Source organism: Shinella sp. M31 (assembly GCF_049199205.1).
In the GTDB taxonomy this organism is placed as follows: domain Bacteria; phylum Pseudomonadota; class Alphaproteobacteria; order Rhizobiales; family Rhizobiaceae; genus Shinella.
In genome coordinates this window covers 68,330-83,726 of sequence record NZ_JBLZPH010000022.1, presented here as the reverse complement: position 1 = coordinate 83,726, position 15,397 = coordinate 68,330, and the positions used below count along the sequence as shown (strand labels likewise).

Below are 15,397 nucleotides of genomic sequence, written 5' to 3'. Positions count from 1 at the left end.
GGGCAAGGGGCGATATTCGCTTCAACAGACGGCCCCGACGGCGGGACCGCACGAACATCCCGGACGCTTCCGGGGAGGAGTTTGCCATGACCCTTCAGCTTACCGGCATCCACCATCTGACCGCGATCACCGCGAATGCGGCGGAGAATCTGCGCTTTTATACCCAGACCCTCGGCCTGCGCCTCGTCAAGAAGACCGTGAACCAGGACGATACCAGCGCCTACCATCTCTTTTATGCCGATGGACTTGCCTCGCCCGGCTCCGACCTCACTTTCTTCGACTGGCCGGTCGGCCATGAGCGGCGCGGCACGCACAGCGTTTCCCGCACGGGCCTGCGCGTCGCCACGCTTGCCACGCTCGAATGGTGGAAGGCCCGTTTTGCCGAGGAGAAGGTCAAGGTCGGCGACATAAGAGAGATCGGCGGCCGCGCCACGCTCGACTTCGAGGACGACGAAGGCCAGCGCTTCCGCCTGACGGTCGACAATGCCGGCGCACCCTCCAACCCCTGGGAAAAGAGCTCGGTCCCTGGCGAGCACCAGATCAAGGGCCTCGGCCCGATCACGCTCAGCGTACCCGACATCCGCAACACGGAAACGGTGCTCGTCCATGTGATGAACATGACGCAGACCTCGACCTATCCGAACCCGGATGGCGAAGGCGACGTGCATGTCTTCTCGATGGGTGATGGCGGCCCGGCAGCCGAGCTGCATGTCGCCGTCGAGCCAAACCTGCCGGCCGCCCACCAGGGTGCAGGCGCCGTGCACCATGTCGCCTTCCGCGCTCCCGATGTCGAGGCGTTGCATGAGTGGACGGAGCGCCTGCGCGGCTTCCGCCTGCCTTCCAGCGGCGAGGTCGAGCGCTTCTACTTCCGCTCGCTCTATTTCCGCGAGCCGAACGGCATCCTGTTCGAGATCGCCACCGACGGCCCCGGCTTTGCCGTGGACGAACCGATGGAGACGCTCGGCGAAAGCCTGTCGCTGCCGCCCTTCCTGGAGCCGCGCCGCGCGCAGATCGAGGCCAGGCTGAAGCCGCTCGTTTAACCCCCTAGCCAAAACCCCGGCGTGACAAACCTTCCGCCGGGGTTTTTGATGTCTGAAAACGGAGAAACGACATGACGAAACTGGTCCTCATCTCGGGCAGCCTGCGCAAGGGCTCCTTCAACACCGCGCTCCTGCATGCCGCACTGACCATGGCGCCCGAAGGCGTCGAATTCGTCGAGGGCTCGATCCACGGCATTCCGCTTTATGACGGCGACGTCGAAACTGCGGAAGGCATCCCGGATTCCGTGACGCGCCTGAAGGATCTCGTCGCCGATGCCGATGGTGTCATTCTCTTCACGCCGGAATACAACAACGGCATTCCCGGCGTCTTCAAGAACGCCATCGACTGGATGAGCCGCCCCTCCTCCGATATCGCCCGCGTCTTCGGCAACAAACCCTTCGCCATCACCGGCGCCTCGCCCGGCAATTTCGGCACGCTGCTCTCGCAGGAGGCCTGGCTGCCGATCATGCGCACGCTCGGCACGGTGCCGTGGTTCGGCGCCAAGCTGATGGTTTCGCGCGCCAGCTCGGTCATCGCGGATGGCAAGATCGTCGATGACGCGACGGACAAGAAGCTGCGCGATTTCGTTTCCGGCTTCGCGGCCTTCGTGGCGCACTACACGCGATAATCCAGCGACACAAAAGGGGGCGCACCTTGGGTGCGCCCCCTTTTTTTGCCGTCGCCCGCTTCAGCCGATGATGCGCTCCTTGTAGGCCCTGGCCAGTTCGAGGTCGGCCGTGCCGATATCATGGCCGGCAGCCAGCATTTTGCTTTCGACCGTCGCACCCGATGCCTTGAGCAGCGCCTCGAGTTCCCCGGCAAATCGGCCGTAGGGGTCCGACTGGCCCGAGACCATCAGCACGTTGGCGCCGGAAAGATCGGCGACCGGCGCGTTTTCAAGGACATTCATGCCGCGCAGCAGCACCGCATTGCGGATGATGCCGGGATGCAGCAGCATGACGGCGCCGATCATGTTCGCGCCGTTGGAATAGCCGACGAACAACGTTTTTGCCGGGTCGAGCCCGTAAGCGGCATTTGCCCCGTCCATGAAGGCCGCAAAAGCCTCCGCCTCGCCGACAATGTCCTTCTGATCGAAGGTCGTCGCGGTGATTCGGCGGAAGAAACGCGGGTAGCCTTCATCCGCGCTGCGGCCGCGCGGGCTGAGCAACACAGCATTCGGCGCCAATCGCGCGCCAAACGGCAGGAGGCTTGTCTCGTTGCCGCCCGTGCCATGCAACAGCACGATCGCGGTGCCATCAGGGGTTTCCGGGCGATGTACCCGGTGAATGAAAGGCAGGTCTCGTTCGGTCATTCTTTCTTCTCCTGGCAAGGAAAACTGCGGAAGGCGCGCCCGGACATCCGCCGGATCTGCGCCGAAATGTTTTGGGACGAAGAGCGTGGTGCCCAGCGTCTCCGGGGTTTCATCGATCGTCATGCCGGGGCCGTCGGTCGCATATTCGACAAGCGAGCCACCGGGTTCGCGAACATAGAGCGAGTAGAAGTAAGTGCGGTCGTGCATGTTCATGTCGCCCGCATCCTCCGCCGCCAGCCTTTCGGCAACGGCCTCGACGGCCTCCCGATCCGGCGCACGCAGCGCGATATGGTCGATCGTCCCCGTGCCGGGCGCCGACGTCCAGAAACCGCTGGCATTGCGGATATCGAGTATATCCCCGGCCTCACCGGCCAGCCGCGTGATGCTGTTCGCCGCGGCGACCGCACGGAAACCGAAATAGCTGCCGATGAATGCTGCCGTCTCCGCCGGCTTCTCCGAGAAGATCGTCGCACCGCGGATGCGTTGGATGGCATCCGCGGCCGTGATCTCCTTCGTGACATGCGGCGCCGGGCCTTTCACGCCCGCCTCACCGACCAGCTTGACGATGATGCCATCGGGGTCTTTCAGCCGGAGCACGGGCTCGCCGAACTCCTGCGCGGGACCGCTCATGGCGATGTTCTTCGTCAAGGCACGCGTCAGCCAGAAGCCGATCGCTTCCGGCCGGATGGCGAAGGCGATCTCGGCGGGCTGGCCAAGACCCACCCGGCCGGGAGAACCATCCTCCCAGGCCAGAAAGGTGACCAGTGAACCGGGGCTGGCGGCCGCGTCGCCATAGAAAAGGTGGAGCTGATCGGCGTCTTCGAAGCCGGCCGTGCGCTTGACGAGTTTCAGGCCCAGGAAGCCCGCGTAGAAATCGACGTTCGCCTGGATTTTCCGGGTAATCCCCGTGATGTGATGGATGCCGCTCTGCATGGGGCACCTCCTTTCGAGAGATACCCAACCAAAAATCCGCATCCCGCGCCAGCCGGCGTCCGGTGAATGGATTGTTCACAAAAAGAAACGGGCCCTGCGCAAAGCAAGGCCCGTCGTCAACCAGCACGAAACGGTGCCGGTTCATCAGAATTCGGGCTTAGGCCGCTACATTGGCCGGGTTCATCGCCCGCTGGGCGGCGGACGGATCGTTGAGAAGACGCCGGATCGCCGCGCGCACCTCGTCTGCCGAGGAAAAACGCTGGGAATCCAGATCCCATACGGAATATTTGACAGCCATGAACTTCAGCCGATCCTGATCGGGAACGACAACGCCCAGAGCTTCTCCGCCGATTTCGATAACCTGCTTTTGCATAACAACTCCTGCCGCACCCCGAGGCACAGCCAATTTTCATTTGCGCTAAAATCGAAGAGGGAATTTCAGATTACATTCGACGGAGCGTCGACGTTTTCCCGGTAATCGTTTCACGACAGGAGCACGCCACACACGCGGAGGCGATGTAGTTGATATGGAACATGTCACACTCCCTCTGGCTGGCGCTGACGCTGGAAAATGACGCGTCAGGGATGGACCGAAACAAAACGCATGCGGCCCTCATGCGATGCTGCAACACATAATAGGATCTCCTCCCGATGTCAATGGAATCCGTAGAATTTTGGAATAAATTGCTGCCGGATTTGTGTGACAATTCGAATCGCAAAATAATGTTCGCTCTCGCAGCATTTTTCAGGAAAATATGTCGCGAAGAGGGGCATCCCTGGGAAATACCGTGACGCAACCTTGCAGCGCAGCATGAAACAGCCGCTTTCGTGCAGCGAGCAGACTTCACTACTCCAGGCAAATGCTCCAGTTGCGCGACGGACACACCCGTTCACGGAAGCGGGGAAAAAACGCTGTGGGACCATTCTTTTTTTGTCAGGGACTCGATCTGCGGTCCAAACATGAATAAAGAGTGAATCGCAAATATGTTCCGTTAAGTGTGGCGTAAGGCCGGCAGGATATGATCATGAATTTCACCAGGACGCTTTTCCCCCTGAGCATGCTCCTCCTTTCAGGCTGCGTTGTCGGACCCGACTACCAGAAGCCTGAAACGGCACTCCCGGCCAAATTCTCGGAGAGCAAATCCGCGAGCGCCGACAATGTAACGCTCAATCCGTGGTGGGAATCCTTCCGCGACAAGCGCCTCAACGCGCTCGTCCATCAGGGCATGAACGAAAACCTGACGGTTCTGCAGGCGCTGCAGCGCATCGACGCGGCCGAGGCGAACGTCATCGTCGCCGGTGCCGGCGCCCTGCCGAGCCTCGGCGCATCGGCCGATGGTACCGTAAGTGGTCGGGACGGCAGCTATCTGCGCCGCACCACCGACAGCGATCATTCCGAATCAAAATCCATCAATGCTGGCCTCAGCGCTTCCTGGCTGCTCGATTTCTTCGGCCAGTACCGCCGCCAGAAGGAAGCCGCCAACGCTTCGCTCGACGCTGCCTATGACGACGTCAATGTGGCGCGCCTCGCCTATCTCTCGGACCTCGTGTCGAGCTACGTCAATGCGCGCTACTATCAGGAAGCCTTGGCGCTCTCGCGCAAGAACCTTCAGTCGCGTCGCGAAAGCCTGAAGCTGACCAACGAGATCAAGGAAGCAGGCGCCGCCTCCAGTCTCGACGTGCTGCAGACCGAAGGCCTCGTCAACCAGACGCTCGCCGACCTCCCGGCGCTGGAAACCGGCTTCCACCAGTCGGCCAACCACATCGCGACCCTGCTCGGCGTTCCCGCCGCCACGATCACGTCCAGCCTGATCAAGGGCTCGTCGCAGCCGATGCCGCGTTACGCCACCCGCACCGGCGTTCCGGCTGACCTGATCCGCAACCGTCCAGACATCCGCGCAGCCGAACGCCGCCTGCAGGCCGCGACGGCATCGATCGGCGTTGCGGAAGCCGATCTCTATCCGAGCATCGAGCTCGGCGGCTCGATCGGCGCATCGCGCAACTTCAATCCGGTGGCCGGCAGCCTTTCCAGCTGGTCCTTCGGCCCGTCGCTCTCGCTGCCGATCTTCAACGGCGGCGCGCTCAAGGCGCAGGTCAAGATCGCCCGCTCGGAAGCCGAGCAGCAGTACCTGACCTGGAAGTCGACGGTGCTGAATGCTGTCGAGGAAGTGGAAAACGCCCAGACCGCGCTGATCCGCGACGGCCAGACGGTCGCCGCCCTGCGCAAGGTCGTGAATTCCTACGAGCAGACGCTGAACCTCGCCCGCGAAAGCTATCGCGGCGGCGCCAGCACCATTCTCGACGTGCTCGATGCCGAGCGCAACGTCGCAACGGCCCGCCTGTCGCTCGCTTCGGCGATCCGCCAGCTCGCCCGCGACTATGTCTCTCTGAACGTCGCCATCGGCGGCGGCTCGGCCATCGGCACCCCGGCCGTCGTGGCCACAAAGTAAGCTGGAGCAATTCCAGCAAAAGTGCGAAGCGGTTTTGCGTCCGGAGTTGCGTAAAACAGGAAACTAGACTGAAAAGAACCCTTCGAGCGCTGCGGCCGTCTGGCCGTAGTGCTCGCGAAGGGCCCGTGCCGCCCCTTCCGCATCGCGCCCCAGCGCAAGCTCCATCAGCCGGCGGTGTTCGCCGGCGACATCCCGCGCCCCGCCATCAAGGCTGACGGACAGGCGCCGGTAGCGGTCCGCCCGCGAAAACAGCTTCTCACAGATCTCCAGCAGGCTCGGCGAGCCGCAGGCCGAGACCAGCGCCGCATGGAAGGTCCCATGCCGCGCCTCCCAATCCTCGCGCATGGCCGAGGGAAGATCGTCCCGTACCTGCGGGATGCGCGCCATCAGGTGGTGCGCGGCAATCAACCTTGCCTCCCAGTCTGCATCGCCCTTCAGCACCGACAGCCTGAGCGCCTCGCCCTCGCAGAGCTGGCGCGTCGCCGTGACATCGCGCAGTTCGTTCAGCGACAGGGGCGCGACGCTGTAGCCGCGATGGTCGTCCAGCACCGTGAACCCTTCCGCCGTCAATCGCGCCAATGCTTCACGCACTGGGGTCACGCTCATATTGCAGAGAGCTTGGAGGTCGGCAAAGCGTAACCGGTCGCCCGGCTTGAAGGCCCCCTCGCCGATCGCCTGACGGATCGCATCATAGGCATCGCCTGCCAGCGTGCGGCCACTCGTGCGCTTCTGCTCCATGTTGCCTCACTTATAAAATTGAGTGGATTTTCGAAAATCGTTGACTCCATGTAAAACCGGATAGATGGTGCCCGCAACCGAAATCGGTCACACCGGCCAAGAAGGCCGGCATTTGAATGGAGGACAGCATGAAACTGGTGCGCTTTGGCGCGGCGGGCGCGGAAAAGCCCGGATTGATCGACGCGGATGGCAAAATCCGCGACCTCTCGGGCGTCGTGGCTGATATTTCCGGCGATGTGCTAAGCCGCACCGGCCGGGAGCGCCTGCGCGCACTTGATCCGACAAGCCTGCCGCTTGCGCCGGAAGGCAGCCGCTACGGTGCCTGTGTCGGCCGCGTCGGCAATTTCATCGCCGTCGGCCTGAACTATGCCGACCACGCCGCCGAAAGCGGCATGGCGGTGCCGGCCGAGCCCGTGCTGTTCAACAAGGCCCCCTCCTGCATCGGCGGCCCGGACGACACGATCCTCATCCCGCGCGGCTCGGAAAAGACCGACTGGGAAGTCGAGCTTGCGGTCGTCATCGGCGAGCGCGCTTCCTATGTCTCGGAAGACGATGCGCTGAACTACGTGGCCGGCTACTGCGTCTGCAACGATATTTCCGAGCGCGCCTACCAGATCGAGCGTGGCGGCCAGTGGACCAAGGGCAAGGGCTGCCCGACCTTCGGCCCGATCGGCCCCTGGCTGGTGACGGAAGACGAAGTGGATACATCCGATCTTGCGATGACGCTGAGCGTCAACGGTGAGCTGGTGCAGAACGGTTCGTCGAGCACCATGGTGTTCAAGGTGCCGTTCCTCGTGCACTACATTTCGCAGTTCATGATCCTGGAGCCCGGCGACGTCATCACGACGGGCACGCCGCCCGGCGTCGGCATGGGTATGAAGCCGCCGCGTTACCTGAAGCCCGGCGACCGCATGGAAGTCTCCATTGCGGGTCTCGGCACGCAGCGCCAGGTCGTGGCCGCCGGCTGAGCGGCAACCTTAAAAAGCGAGAGGGGCCTCAAGGGCCCTCTTTCGTCTTGGCGATCGGTGGCCGACAATCAGTGGAAAGTGGCGGGCGACGCCTGGTCATCGAGAATGCGGAAGGCTTCATCCAGTGCAGCCACCAGAATATCCGTCAGTTCGTCCGCATCGTTTTCGAGGAGGAAAAGCGCGACCGTCGCATTGTCGGGATCGCTGTAGCGCTCGAGGTCGTTCGACATATCATTGTCCTTTTTCAGCCGGCACCATCCCGGTAACGGAAACCATAGCGACGCAGGCTTGCGCATGGCTTGTGCCGGAAAGACACAGCGTTCGCAAGAAAGAATGTCAGCCGCACCAGGATTGATGCCGTCCCGTCCACGACCGGGCAAAGCCCTCCTGAACGAGCCGCTGGCCGATCGACCGGCCGCCGCGCATCACGAAATGCCGTCCCTCGCCCTTGGCCGCGACGAGCGAGACATCGCCCTCGCTCAGGATTTCCCGCAAGCGCAGCTTCGCATCGCCGCCGCGTGAGCGCTCCGCATCGCATTTCGCCTCCGCAATGGAAGGCGCGTCGATATCGGCAAGCCGCACCCTACGGCCGGCATAGAGGATCGTGCTGCCGTCGAGCACGCAATAATCGGTCTGCGTCGTGCAGATGAACCATTTTCCGGAGAAGGCCGGCAGCTTTTCCGCAGCCGGCACCGCCAGCTCCTCGAGCTGTGAGGGCCGCTGCTTCGGCTTGGCCTGCACCATCTCGCGCTCAACCTTCTTTTCCGCGCGCTCGATGGAGGCCGTGCGAATGCCGGTCGCCGCAGGCTCCGGTCCCGGTCCGCGATAATCCATATAGACGATGCCGCCGATCACCGCCGCACCCAGCACATACCAATGCGCCATGCCGCCATGCCGCGCCGCGGGCGACGCCCGCTTCGCACCCGTCGTCTTCTTCCGTCTCGTCGTCTTCTTCGCCATACCCGATCTCCTGGGCAGGACAGTGCGACGATCTCTTGAAGATATGGTTACCGAAACGCATCCGACACGCCGAACGCGCCGCCGTCCACAGGAGGCCATGGCAATCCACCCCGAATGCTGTAAGAAGCCATTCATTGGCCGATCGCGCACGCGACGGTGCCTTTTCGCAGACGATGGCAGCACTCACGCCCTACATATCGCTGGCAAAGCGCTTTCTCACCTTCGGGGGCGGCTCGCTCATCGGGGCGGCGATCGATTATGTCGCGACGCTGCTCCTGATTTCCTTTCTGGGTATCTCGCCCAGCGTGGCGCTCGCGCTCTCCATGGCCGTCAGCGCCTCGGTCGTCTTCGCCTATCATGAGAAGATCACCTTTCCCGGCAGCAAGTCGGGCTGGCGGCGGCGCTACATCCGTTTCCTGCTGCTGGCCATCGTGGTCTATGCTCTGCGCGCCCTTCTGCTGCACGCTTTCGTTCTTGCCGGCGTTTCGGTTCCCATCGCCCTTGCCGTCGTCATCGTCATCGTCTCGGTGTTCAATTTCGCCGTCTCGTCCATGTTGATCTTCCTGAAGGGAAGCGAATGAGCACCATCGCGATCGTCGTCCCGATCTATAACGAGGCGGAAAACCTGACGGCCCTCGTGGAGAGGCTGAACCTCATCGCCGGCCGCCTTTCGGACGAGCACGGTGTGACGACCTCCTATGTCTTCATCGACGACGGCAGCCGCGATGGCAGCTTCGACCTGCTCGCCCGAACCGACTTCCAGGGCAGGTCCGTGCGCCTGCTGCAGTTCTCCCGCAATTTCGGCAAGGAAGCCGCTCTCTCCGCCGGCATCGAAGCGGCAGCGGATGTCGATGCGATCGTGATGATGGACGCCGACCTTCAGCATCCGCCGGAACTGGTCCTCGATCTCGTGCGCATCTGGCGGGCGGAAGGCACCGACAGCGTTTATGCCTACAAGGAGGACCGCCGCGCTTCCGAGGGCTGGCTCAAATCCGCGCTGACCGGCGGCTTCTACTGGATCATCAACCGCGGTACCCGCTTCGACATCACGCAGAATGCCGGCGACTTCCGGCTGATCAGCCGGCGCTTCGCCAATGCTTTGCGCCAGCTGCCGGAAAGCGAACGCTTCATGAAAGGGCTTTACGGCTGGGTCGGTTTCCAGCAGCGCGGCGTGCCCATGACGCCGCCACCGCGCCAGCACGGCGTTTCCAGCTTCAACGCCTGGCGCCTCGTGGCTCTCTCGTTCGATGCGATGACCAGCTTCACCACCGCCCCGCTGCGGCTGATGGGCGTGGCTGGCCTCGTCATTGCCGGTCTCAGTGCGCTTTACGGCCTCTACATCGTCATCGAGCGCCTGTTCTTCATGTCGAGCGGCATCGGCATTTCCTCGGTGCTTGCGCTCGTTGCCTTCTTCGGCGGCATCCAGATGATCTTCCTCGGACTGCTTGGGGAATATATCGGAAAAACCGTCCTCGAAGCGAAACGCCGTCCCGCCTACCTCTTGGCACAAGACATCACACTTACTGCAAATCCAGAGATCGCCGGTGACAAGGCGACGGGCAATCGGGCTTCTCCATGACGACAGGCAAAGACGCATTCTTCACCAGGACGACGCCCTTCATTCTGATCCATACCCTGGTGTGGTGGCTGATGACCATCGCCGCAAAAACCGTGCTCGACGGCTACGGCGATATGGCCGAGGTCTATGCCTGGTCGCAGCACTGGCTTCTCGGATCCAGCAAGCACCCGCAGTTCCTGCCCTGGATGGCGAAGCTGTGGTTCATGGTTGCGCCGCAGAGCGTGGCATCCTTCTATCTGCTCTCTGCGGTCAATCTTGCGGTGGCGCTGTTCGGCATCCGGGCTCTCGCGCGCGCATTGAAATTCGAAGAGCGGCACATCGCGATAGCGCTTGCCCTGTGCGTCCTGGCGCTGCCCTATCTGACACTGAGCAACAAGCTCAACATGAACTCCATCTGCCTCGCCACCTGGCCATGGACGGCGTGGGCGTTCGTGCGCGTGACGACGTCGGAAGGTGGCCGCAGAAACCTCTTTGCCCTGCTCTTTGGCGCCCTCGCCGCCATATCGATCCTCAGCAAATATTATTCCGTCGTGCTGCTCATACCGCTTTTCGCGAGCACCTTCACATCCGCACGACGGCATCTCTGGTTCACCGCCGTTCCCTGGATTGCTCTCACCGCCTTCGTGCTGACCCTCTTGCCGCATCTCCATTGGCTGCTCCAACACCGGGAAGCCGTGGCTTATGCAAGCGAACAAGGCAATGGCGACGGGTTGAAGGAGGCGATCTACTACATTGCAAAATTCGCGGTCTCTCCCTTCTTCTATTGGCCGGTGCCGCTGATCGTTGCCGTGCTCTTCCTTGTCGGCGGCTCGCCGCTGCGGCGTTTCGGTAAATTGTTGAAGCGCCCGGCAGGCAACAGCATGCTGTCGTTCGTTGCCATCGGACCGTGGCTTACCACGCTCGGCTTCGCAGTCATCGGCCTCGCGGTTCTTTCCACGCCCTGGGCAATCCCGATCGGCTTTGCCTTCACGCTCTATCTCGTACGCAATGCCGAGGCGCCGCTGCTGGAAACGAACGGCACCAAGATCGTCGCCGCCTTCCGCTTCATCTGGCCGCTCATGATCATCGGCGGCATCGTTTTCGGCGTCGTGGCGAGCGTGAAGGGCAACACTGAGCAATATACGCCCTGGGAAGAAAGCGCACAGGCGATCATCGAGACCTGGAAGGGCGAACACACCCAGCCGCTGGCATGGATCGCCTCGGGTAACGATGCCGCCAATATTGCCCTGCTGTCACCGGAAGAGATCGAGGCACTGCCGGCACTGCCCGACCGGCTGCCCGGCTATTATCCGCCGCGCGCAAGCTGGAAAAGCGAAGCCGGCGTCGTACTCTGCTCCCTGGCCTTGCCGGGCAAAGTCAAGACGGCCTGCATGAACGAAACAATCGCCTGGGCCGCAGAAAACGGCCTCAAGGCGGAATCGAAGATTCTGACGGTACATCGTTCAGGGTTCCGTTATCCCAAGCGGATCGATTTCGAACTGGCGGTCGTCTACATATCGGCGGAGTGAGGACACAATGCGGATCGCCGACGATTTCGGCCTGGGGCGGGAGCACGATCGGGTCATTCTGGACCTGATCGAGCGCCGCCGGCTGGACGGCACGTCGGTGATGATCGACGGAGGAATTACGCCCGCAGACATCGAGCGGCTCCGCCTCTTGCGCAATCACGGCGCGCAGGTGGGGCTTCACCTCAATGTCACGCACGATTTCTCGGAGAAAGGTGCCCATCGCGGCATCGGCCGCCTGCTCCGCGCCTGCCTTTCCGGTGGTGTGCCTGAAGACATCAGGCATGAATTCCAACGGCAGACGGAAGCATTCCAGACCGTCTTCGGCTTTCTGCCCGATTACTATGACGGACACCAGCACTGCCACTGCCTGCCCGGTCTCGATGCCAGCGCCGCAGCACTACCGCATAGCACGGAAACCTGGATTCGCGTCCCGCTGCCTGCAACGCTCTCCCGCCTCACGCTGAATGTTCGCGCGGGCGGTCCGAAGGTTCTGCTGATCGCCGCGCTCGCGGCCCGGGCGGCGCGAACCTTTCGCAAGGCCGGCTGGGCGACGAACCACGATTTCTCCGGCTTCCTGCGCCTCGACGATGCCGGTCAAGTGGCCCGCTGGCTACCGCGCCTGCTCGAGGCCACCCCGGCGGATAGCCTCATGATGGTGCATCCCGGCTCGGCCACCGACCCCGTGCAATGCCCCGGCCATACCGCCGAAAGCCGTCGGGTCGAAGCCGTCATCCTCTCGGCGTGAAAAGGCCCGGCACGTGGCCGGGCCCTTCCGTTATCGTCGGGCCAGAAAGGCTTACTGCGCGATCGGCGCGTAGTTGCCGTTGCTCCAGCGGTTGATGTCGTAGCTCGCGTCCTTCAGGTCGCCCTTCTCGTCGAAAGTGACCGTTCCGACGACGGTGTCGATCGACTTGCCGTCTTTCAGCGCCTTGGCGACTTCGGTCGGATCATCCGAGCCGGCACGCTCGATGCCCTGGGCGAAGGCCTGGATGACGGCGTAGGAGAACAGCGTGAAGCCTTCCGGCTTGAAACCGCCGGCCTGGATCTTCGCGACGGCTTCCTTCGCCTCAGGCTTGGCCTGCGGGTCGGACGGGAAGACGAACAGCGTGCCTTCGCCGGCCGGGCCGGCCACCTGCCAGAATTCCGGCGAGGCGATGGAATCCGGCATGATCAGCTGGAACTTGTAAGCCTGCTCGGCCGCCTGGCGCAGGATAAGGCCGGCCTCCGGATGGTAACCGCCGAAATAGACGACGTCGACCTTGGCATCCTTCAGCTTGGTGACGAGGGCGTTGTAATCCTTCTCGCCGGCATTGATGCCTTCCGCCAGCACTTCCTTGAGGCCATTGGCGTTCATCGTCGCGCGCACCGCATCCGCGACGCCCTGGCCATAGGCCGTCTTGTCATGCAGCACGGCGACGTTCTTGCCGGCATATTGCTTGGCGATCCAAGGGCCGATGAAGGCGCCCTGCGCGTCGTCGCGCGTGTAGAGGCGCATGATGTTCGTCCAGCCCTTGGCCGCGGCATCGTCCGTCATGACTGGGTTCGACGACGCCGGGCTCATCATCAGCGTGCCGTTTTCGGCATAGACGGCCGAAGCCGGGATGCTCGAACCCGAGCAGGCGTGGCCATCGACGAACTTGATGCCGGCAGCCGCAATGCGGTTCGCCACCGAAACGGCCTGCTTGGGATCGCACTGGTCGTCTTCGAACTGCAGCTTGATCTGCTTGCCCATCACGCCGCCCTTGGCATTGATGGCGTCGGCGGCGGCCTGCGCGCCCTGCTTGAACTGGTCGCCGATCGTCGCGAGCGGGCCGGTCAGCGGACCGGCAACGGCAAAGGTAATGTCGTCCGCCCGCGCGGCGGTGCCCATGAGCAGGCCGAGCGCCGTGCCGAGGATCAGAATCTTTCGCATCGTCTCAACTCCCTTTTCGCCCGCCTTGGTGCGGGCTTCTCCCAAAATGAAATCCCGACCCTTTGCAAAAAGAGCGGCCAGTATTCGAACCACTCCCGCAGGCCGGTAGCAAGCCCCCGTGCGACAGGAATCCGCAATGACCAGAAGCTTGGAAGGCGACCAACCACATCGTCACCGCGACAATCCCTTCGATCACGTGCCAGCCAGAAACACTTGCAGCGATTTTCAGCCCATAAAAAAGCCCCGCACAAGCGGGGCTTTTTCATCGTTTCGTGATGCCAATTAGTTATTGCCGGCCCATTCGCAGACGCGGGTGTCGCCTTCGCTGCGTGCCGTGGCACCGTTCGTCGAGCAGTCCGACTTCATCTTGGCGCGCTGCTCGTCGCTCAGACCGGCCCAGTTCTTCGACCATTCGGTTTCAGGACGCAGCGTGCGGGCCTTCATGTCGCTGTAGAAGACGTTGGCGGTGGCATCGTCCATCTGCATCTGCGCCTGGTCGCCGGCGTTGGTCGTACCTGCGGTGTCGCCGCTGCTGGTCTGGGCGAAAGCAGAAAAACCGATCAGGGTGGCAGCGGCGGCAATTGTGGTGAATTTGGTAAACATGGATATCTCCTCTTTGACGCGGTCAAGTCCGCATGGTTCGAAGAACACCCCATGTGGAGGCAATGTTCCATCCTCACGGAAAGCAAGTTACGCCTAAGGCAATACCAGCACCATAGGAGACGGATGGGGAACAAACGGGCGATTTATTGATTATCGCGTCACGATTATGTCCATGACATCTGACCGTTATGGAACGCTCCTTTCACAAGAGACTAATTCATGCGAACGAACCTCATCGGCCTGTGCCTGCTCGCGACCTTCATCGTCATTTTCGGCTCGATCCTGAGCATGGCGCTCTTCACCTCACAGGAAGGACCTTCTGCCGTGAGCGTGGAGGCTGTCGCCAAAACGCCGGCCGAATAAGGGATTTCGGTAGTAAGACCACGCCGTCCCGGTTATAGGCGGCCCGGCATTTCCCTATCTCTCCAAAGCGTCGGCCATTCCCGACCCCGCAATGATTTCGATGACGGTTGGCACCGTGCGGGTGACCGATGCCGCCAGTTCGGCCTCGAGTTCGGCAATCGACCCCGGCCGGGACGCTTCGCAGCCGAGTGCCTTGGCAAGCCCCACGAAGTCGGGCGTGAAGATATCGACGCCGATCTGCGGGATGTCGCGCTCCGCCATGAACGCCTTGATCTCGCCGTAGCTCGTGTTGTTCCAGATCACCACGGCGGTGGCGATACCCGCCTCGACAGCGCTGGCAAGCTCCTGCACCGAGAATTGCAACCCGCCATCGCCGATCAGGCAGACGGACGGACGATGGGGCGCGCCGAGCTTGGCGCCGAAGGCCGCCGGCAGGCCGTAGCCCAGCGTGCCGTAGCCGGTCGACGAGTTGAAGAAGGAGCGAACCTGCGGCGCCTGATAGAACTGGTTGACGGCATAGACCGGTTCCGTCTGGTCGCCTGCCACCGTGGCATCCGGCAAGGTCTTGCTGATGATCTCCATGAGCCGCCGATGCGTGCGGCAGGCTGGCCAGAGGCCGGCATCGACCTTCTCGCGAACCGCCTTGGAGCGGAAAGCGCCGTCACCGGCCTTTCGTGCTTCGCCGAGCGCGGCATTGAGCGCCGTGGCGGCCAGTTTCGCATCGGCGGCGATCGGCATGTCGGCGCGCAGGCCCGTGACGATCTGCGCCGGGTCGATGTCGATGCGGATGAGCGGACCGCCGAAGGTGAGCGGCTTCGGCTCGGGATACATTTCCGTCTCCCCGAACTCCGTGCCGATGGCGAGGATGGCATCGCTGGCCGCAAGTTCCGCCAGCAGCGGCTCCATGCTGAGATTGCCCGTCAGCGTCAGCGCATGGCCGGGTTTCAGGATGCCGCGACCGTTGATCGTCATGAAGACGGGCGCATCGAGCTTTTCGGCAATCGCCGTGATCTCGGCGGCCGCATTGGCC

General features: G+C 62.6%; 17 protein-coding genes. 9 read left to right on the top strand and 8 right to left on the bottom strand.

The window, feature by feature from the left end:
• Window positions 1–86 precede the first annotated feature (86 nt).
• Complete coding sequence (locus ACOZKU_RS04075; RefSeq protein WP_421577776.1) at window positions 87–1,040, top strand: ring-cleaving dioxygenase; 954 nt, start codon at window positions 87–89, stop codon at window positions 1,038–1,040.
• 71 nt (window positions 1,041–1,111) lie between these two features.
• Window positions 1,112–1,669, top strand: a complete 558-nt coding sequence (locus ACOZKU_RS04070; RefSeq protein WP_421577775.1) for an NADPH-dependent FMN reductase — start codon at window positions 1,112–1,114, stop codon at window positions 1,667–1,669.
• A gap of 60 nt (window positions 1,670–1,729) precedes the next feature.
• Here ACOZKU_RS04070 and ACOZKU_RS04065 read toward each other — a convergent pair whose 3' ends face one another.
• The gene (locus tag ACOZKU_RS04065; RefSeq protein WP_421577774.1) at window positions 1,730–3,286 is read right to left on the bottom strand and encodes a VOC family protein; all 1,557 of its coding nucleotides are present in this window, start codon (window positions 3,284–3,286) and stop codon (window positions 1,730–1,732) included.
• A 157-nt stretch (window positions 3,287–3,443) separates the two neighbouring features.
• Window positions 3,444–3,659: a hypothetical protein gene (locus ACOZKU_RS04060; RefSeq protein WP_298101026.1), complete on the bottom strand. Its 216-nt coding sequence runs from the start codon at window positions 3,657–3,659 to the stop codon at window positions 3,444–3,446.
• 652 nt (window positions 3,660–4,311) lie between these two features.
• On the opposite strand from ACOZKU_RS04060, the gene ACOZKU_RS04055 reads away from it, so the two are divergent.
• Entirely contained in the window at window positions 4,312–5,736 is a 1,425-nt protein-coding gene (locus ACOZKU_RS04055; protein WP_421577773.1) for an efflux transporter outer membrane subunit, read from the top strand.
• A 63-nt stretch (window positions 5,737–5,799) separates the two neighbouring features.
• On the opposite strand, the gene ACOZKU_RS04050 is transcribed toward ACOZKU_RS04055, so the two are convergent.
• Entirely contained in the window at window positions 5,800–6,474 is a 675-nt protein-coding gene (locus ACOZKU_RS04050; protein ID WP_421577772.1) for a GntR family transcriptional regulator, read from the bottom strand.
• Between the two features lie 128 nt (window positions 6,475–6,602).
• On the opposite strand from ACOZKU_RS04050, the gene ACOZKU_RS04045 reads away from it, so the two are divergent.
• Window positions 6,603–7,442 (top strand): fumarylacetoacetate hydrolase family protein, encoded by an 840-nt coding sequence (locus ACOZKU_RS04045; RefSeq protein ID WP_421577771.1) that lies wholly within the window; start codon window positions 6,603–6,605, stop codon window positions 7,440–7,442.
• Window positions 7,443–7,510: 68 nt separating this feature from the next.
• Here the strand turns inward: ACOZKU_RS04045 and ACOZKU_RS04040 are convergent, their stop codons facing one another.
• Both ACOZKU_RS04040 and ACOZKU_RS04035 read right to left on the bottom strand, forming a co-directional pair.
• Window positions 7,511–7,672, bottom strand: a complete 162-nt coding sequence (locus ACOZKU_RS04040) for a hypothetical protein (RefSeq protein WP_313527591.1) — start codon at window positions 7,670–7,672, stop codon at window positions 7,511–7,513.
• A 106-nt stretch (window positions 7,673–7,778) separates the two neighbouring features.
• Complete coding sequence (locus ACOZKU_RS04035) at window positions 7,779–8,402, bottom strand: thermonuclease family protein (RefSeq protein WP_421577770.1); 624 nt, start codon at window positions 8,400–8,402, stop codon at window positions 7,779–7,781.
• A 134-nt stretch (window positions 8,403–8,536) separates the two neighbouring features.
• On the opposite strand from ACOZKU_RS04035, the gene ACOZKU_RS04030 reads away from it, so the two are divergent.
• From ACOZKU_RS04030 to ACOZKU_RS04015, 4 genes are read left to right on the top strand one after another with little or no spacing between them, the layout of a single operon-like run.
• Entirely contained in the window at window positions 8,537–8,983 is a 447-nt protein-coding gene (locus tag ACOZKU_RS04030; protein ID WP_421577769.1) for a GtrA family protein, read from the top strand.
• Window positions 8,980–9,981, top strand: a complete 1,002-nt coding sequence (locus ACOZKU_RS04025) for a glycosyltransferase family 2 protein (RefSeq protein WP_421577768.1) — start codon at window positions 8,980–8,982, stop codon at window positions 9,979–9,981. The genes ACOZKU_RS04030 and ACOZKU_RS04025 overlap by 4 nt, the downstream gene beginning before the upstream one ends.
• On the top strand, window positions 9,978–11,489 hold the full coding sequence (locus tag ACOZKU_RS04020) for a glycosyltransferase family 39 protein (protein WP_421577767.1): 1,512 nt from the start codon (window positions 9,978–9,980) through the stop codon (window positions 11,487–11,489). The genes ACOZKU_RS04025 and ACOZKU_RS04020 overlap by 4 nt, the downstream gene beginning before the upstream one ends.
• 7 nt (window positions 11,490–11,496) lie before the next feature.
• Window positions 11,497–12,234, top strand: coding sequence for a ChbG/HpnK family deacetylase (locus ACOZKU_RS04015; protein WP_421577766.1), 738 nt, complete (start codon window positions 11,497–11,499; stop codon window positions 12,232–12,234).
• Window positions 12,235–12,285: 51 nt separating this feature from the next.
• Here ACOZKU_RS04015 and ACOZKU_RS04010 read toward each other — a convergent pair whose 3' ends face one another.
• Window positions 12,286–13,401, bottom strand: coding sequence for an ABC transporter substrate-binding protein (locus ACOZKU_RS04010; RefSeq protein ID WP_117371564.1), 1,116 nt, complete (start codon window positions 13,399–13,401; stop codon window positions 12,286–12,288).
• 282 nt (window positions 13,402–13,683) lie between these two features.
• Complete coding sequence (locus ACOZKU_RS04005) at window positions 13,684–14,004, bottom strand: hypothetical protein (RefSeq protein ID WP_421577765.1); 321 nt, start codon at window positions 14,002–14,004, stop codon at window positions 13,684–13,686.
• A 219-nt stretch (window positions 14,005–14,223) separates the two neighbouring features.
• On the opposite strand from ACOZKU_RS04005, the gene ACOZKU_RS04000 reads away from it, so the two are divergent.
• Window positions 14,224–14,367 carry a hypothetical protein gene (locus tag ACOZKU_RS04000; RefSeq protein ID WP_314085974.1) on the top strand — a complete coding sequence of 48 codons (144 nt, stop codon included), beginning with the start codon at window positions 14,224–14,226 and terminating at the stop codon, window positions 14,365–14,367.
• A gap of 54 nt (window positions 14,368–14,421) precedes the next feature.
• Here ACOZKU_RS04000 and ACOZKU_RS03995 read toward each other — a convergent pair.
• On the bottom strand, window positions 14,422–15,397 hold a 976-nt coding region (locus ACOZKU_RS03995), incomplete at its 5' end, for a thiamine pyrophosphate-dependent enzyme (protein WP_421577764.1).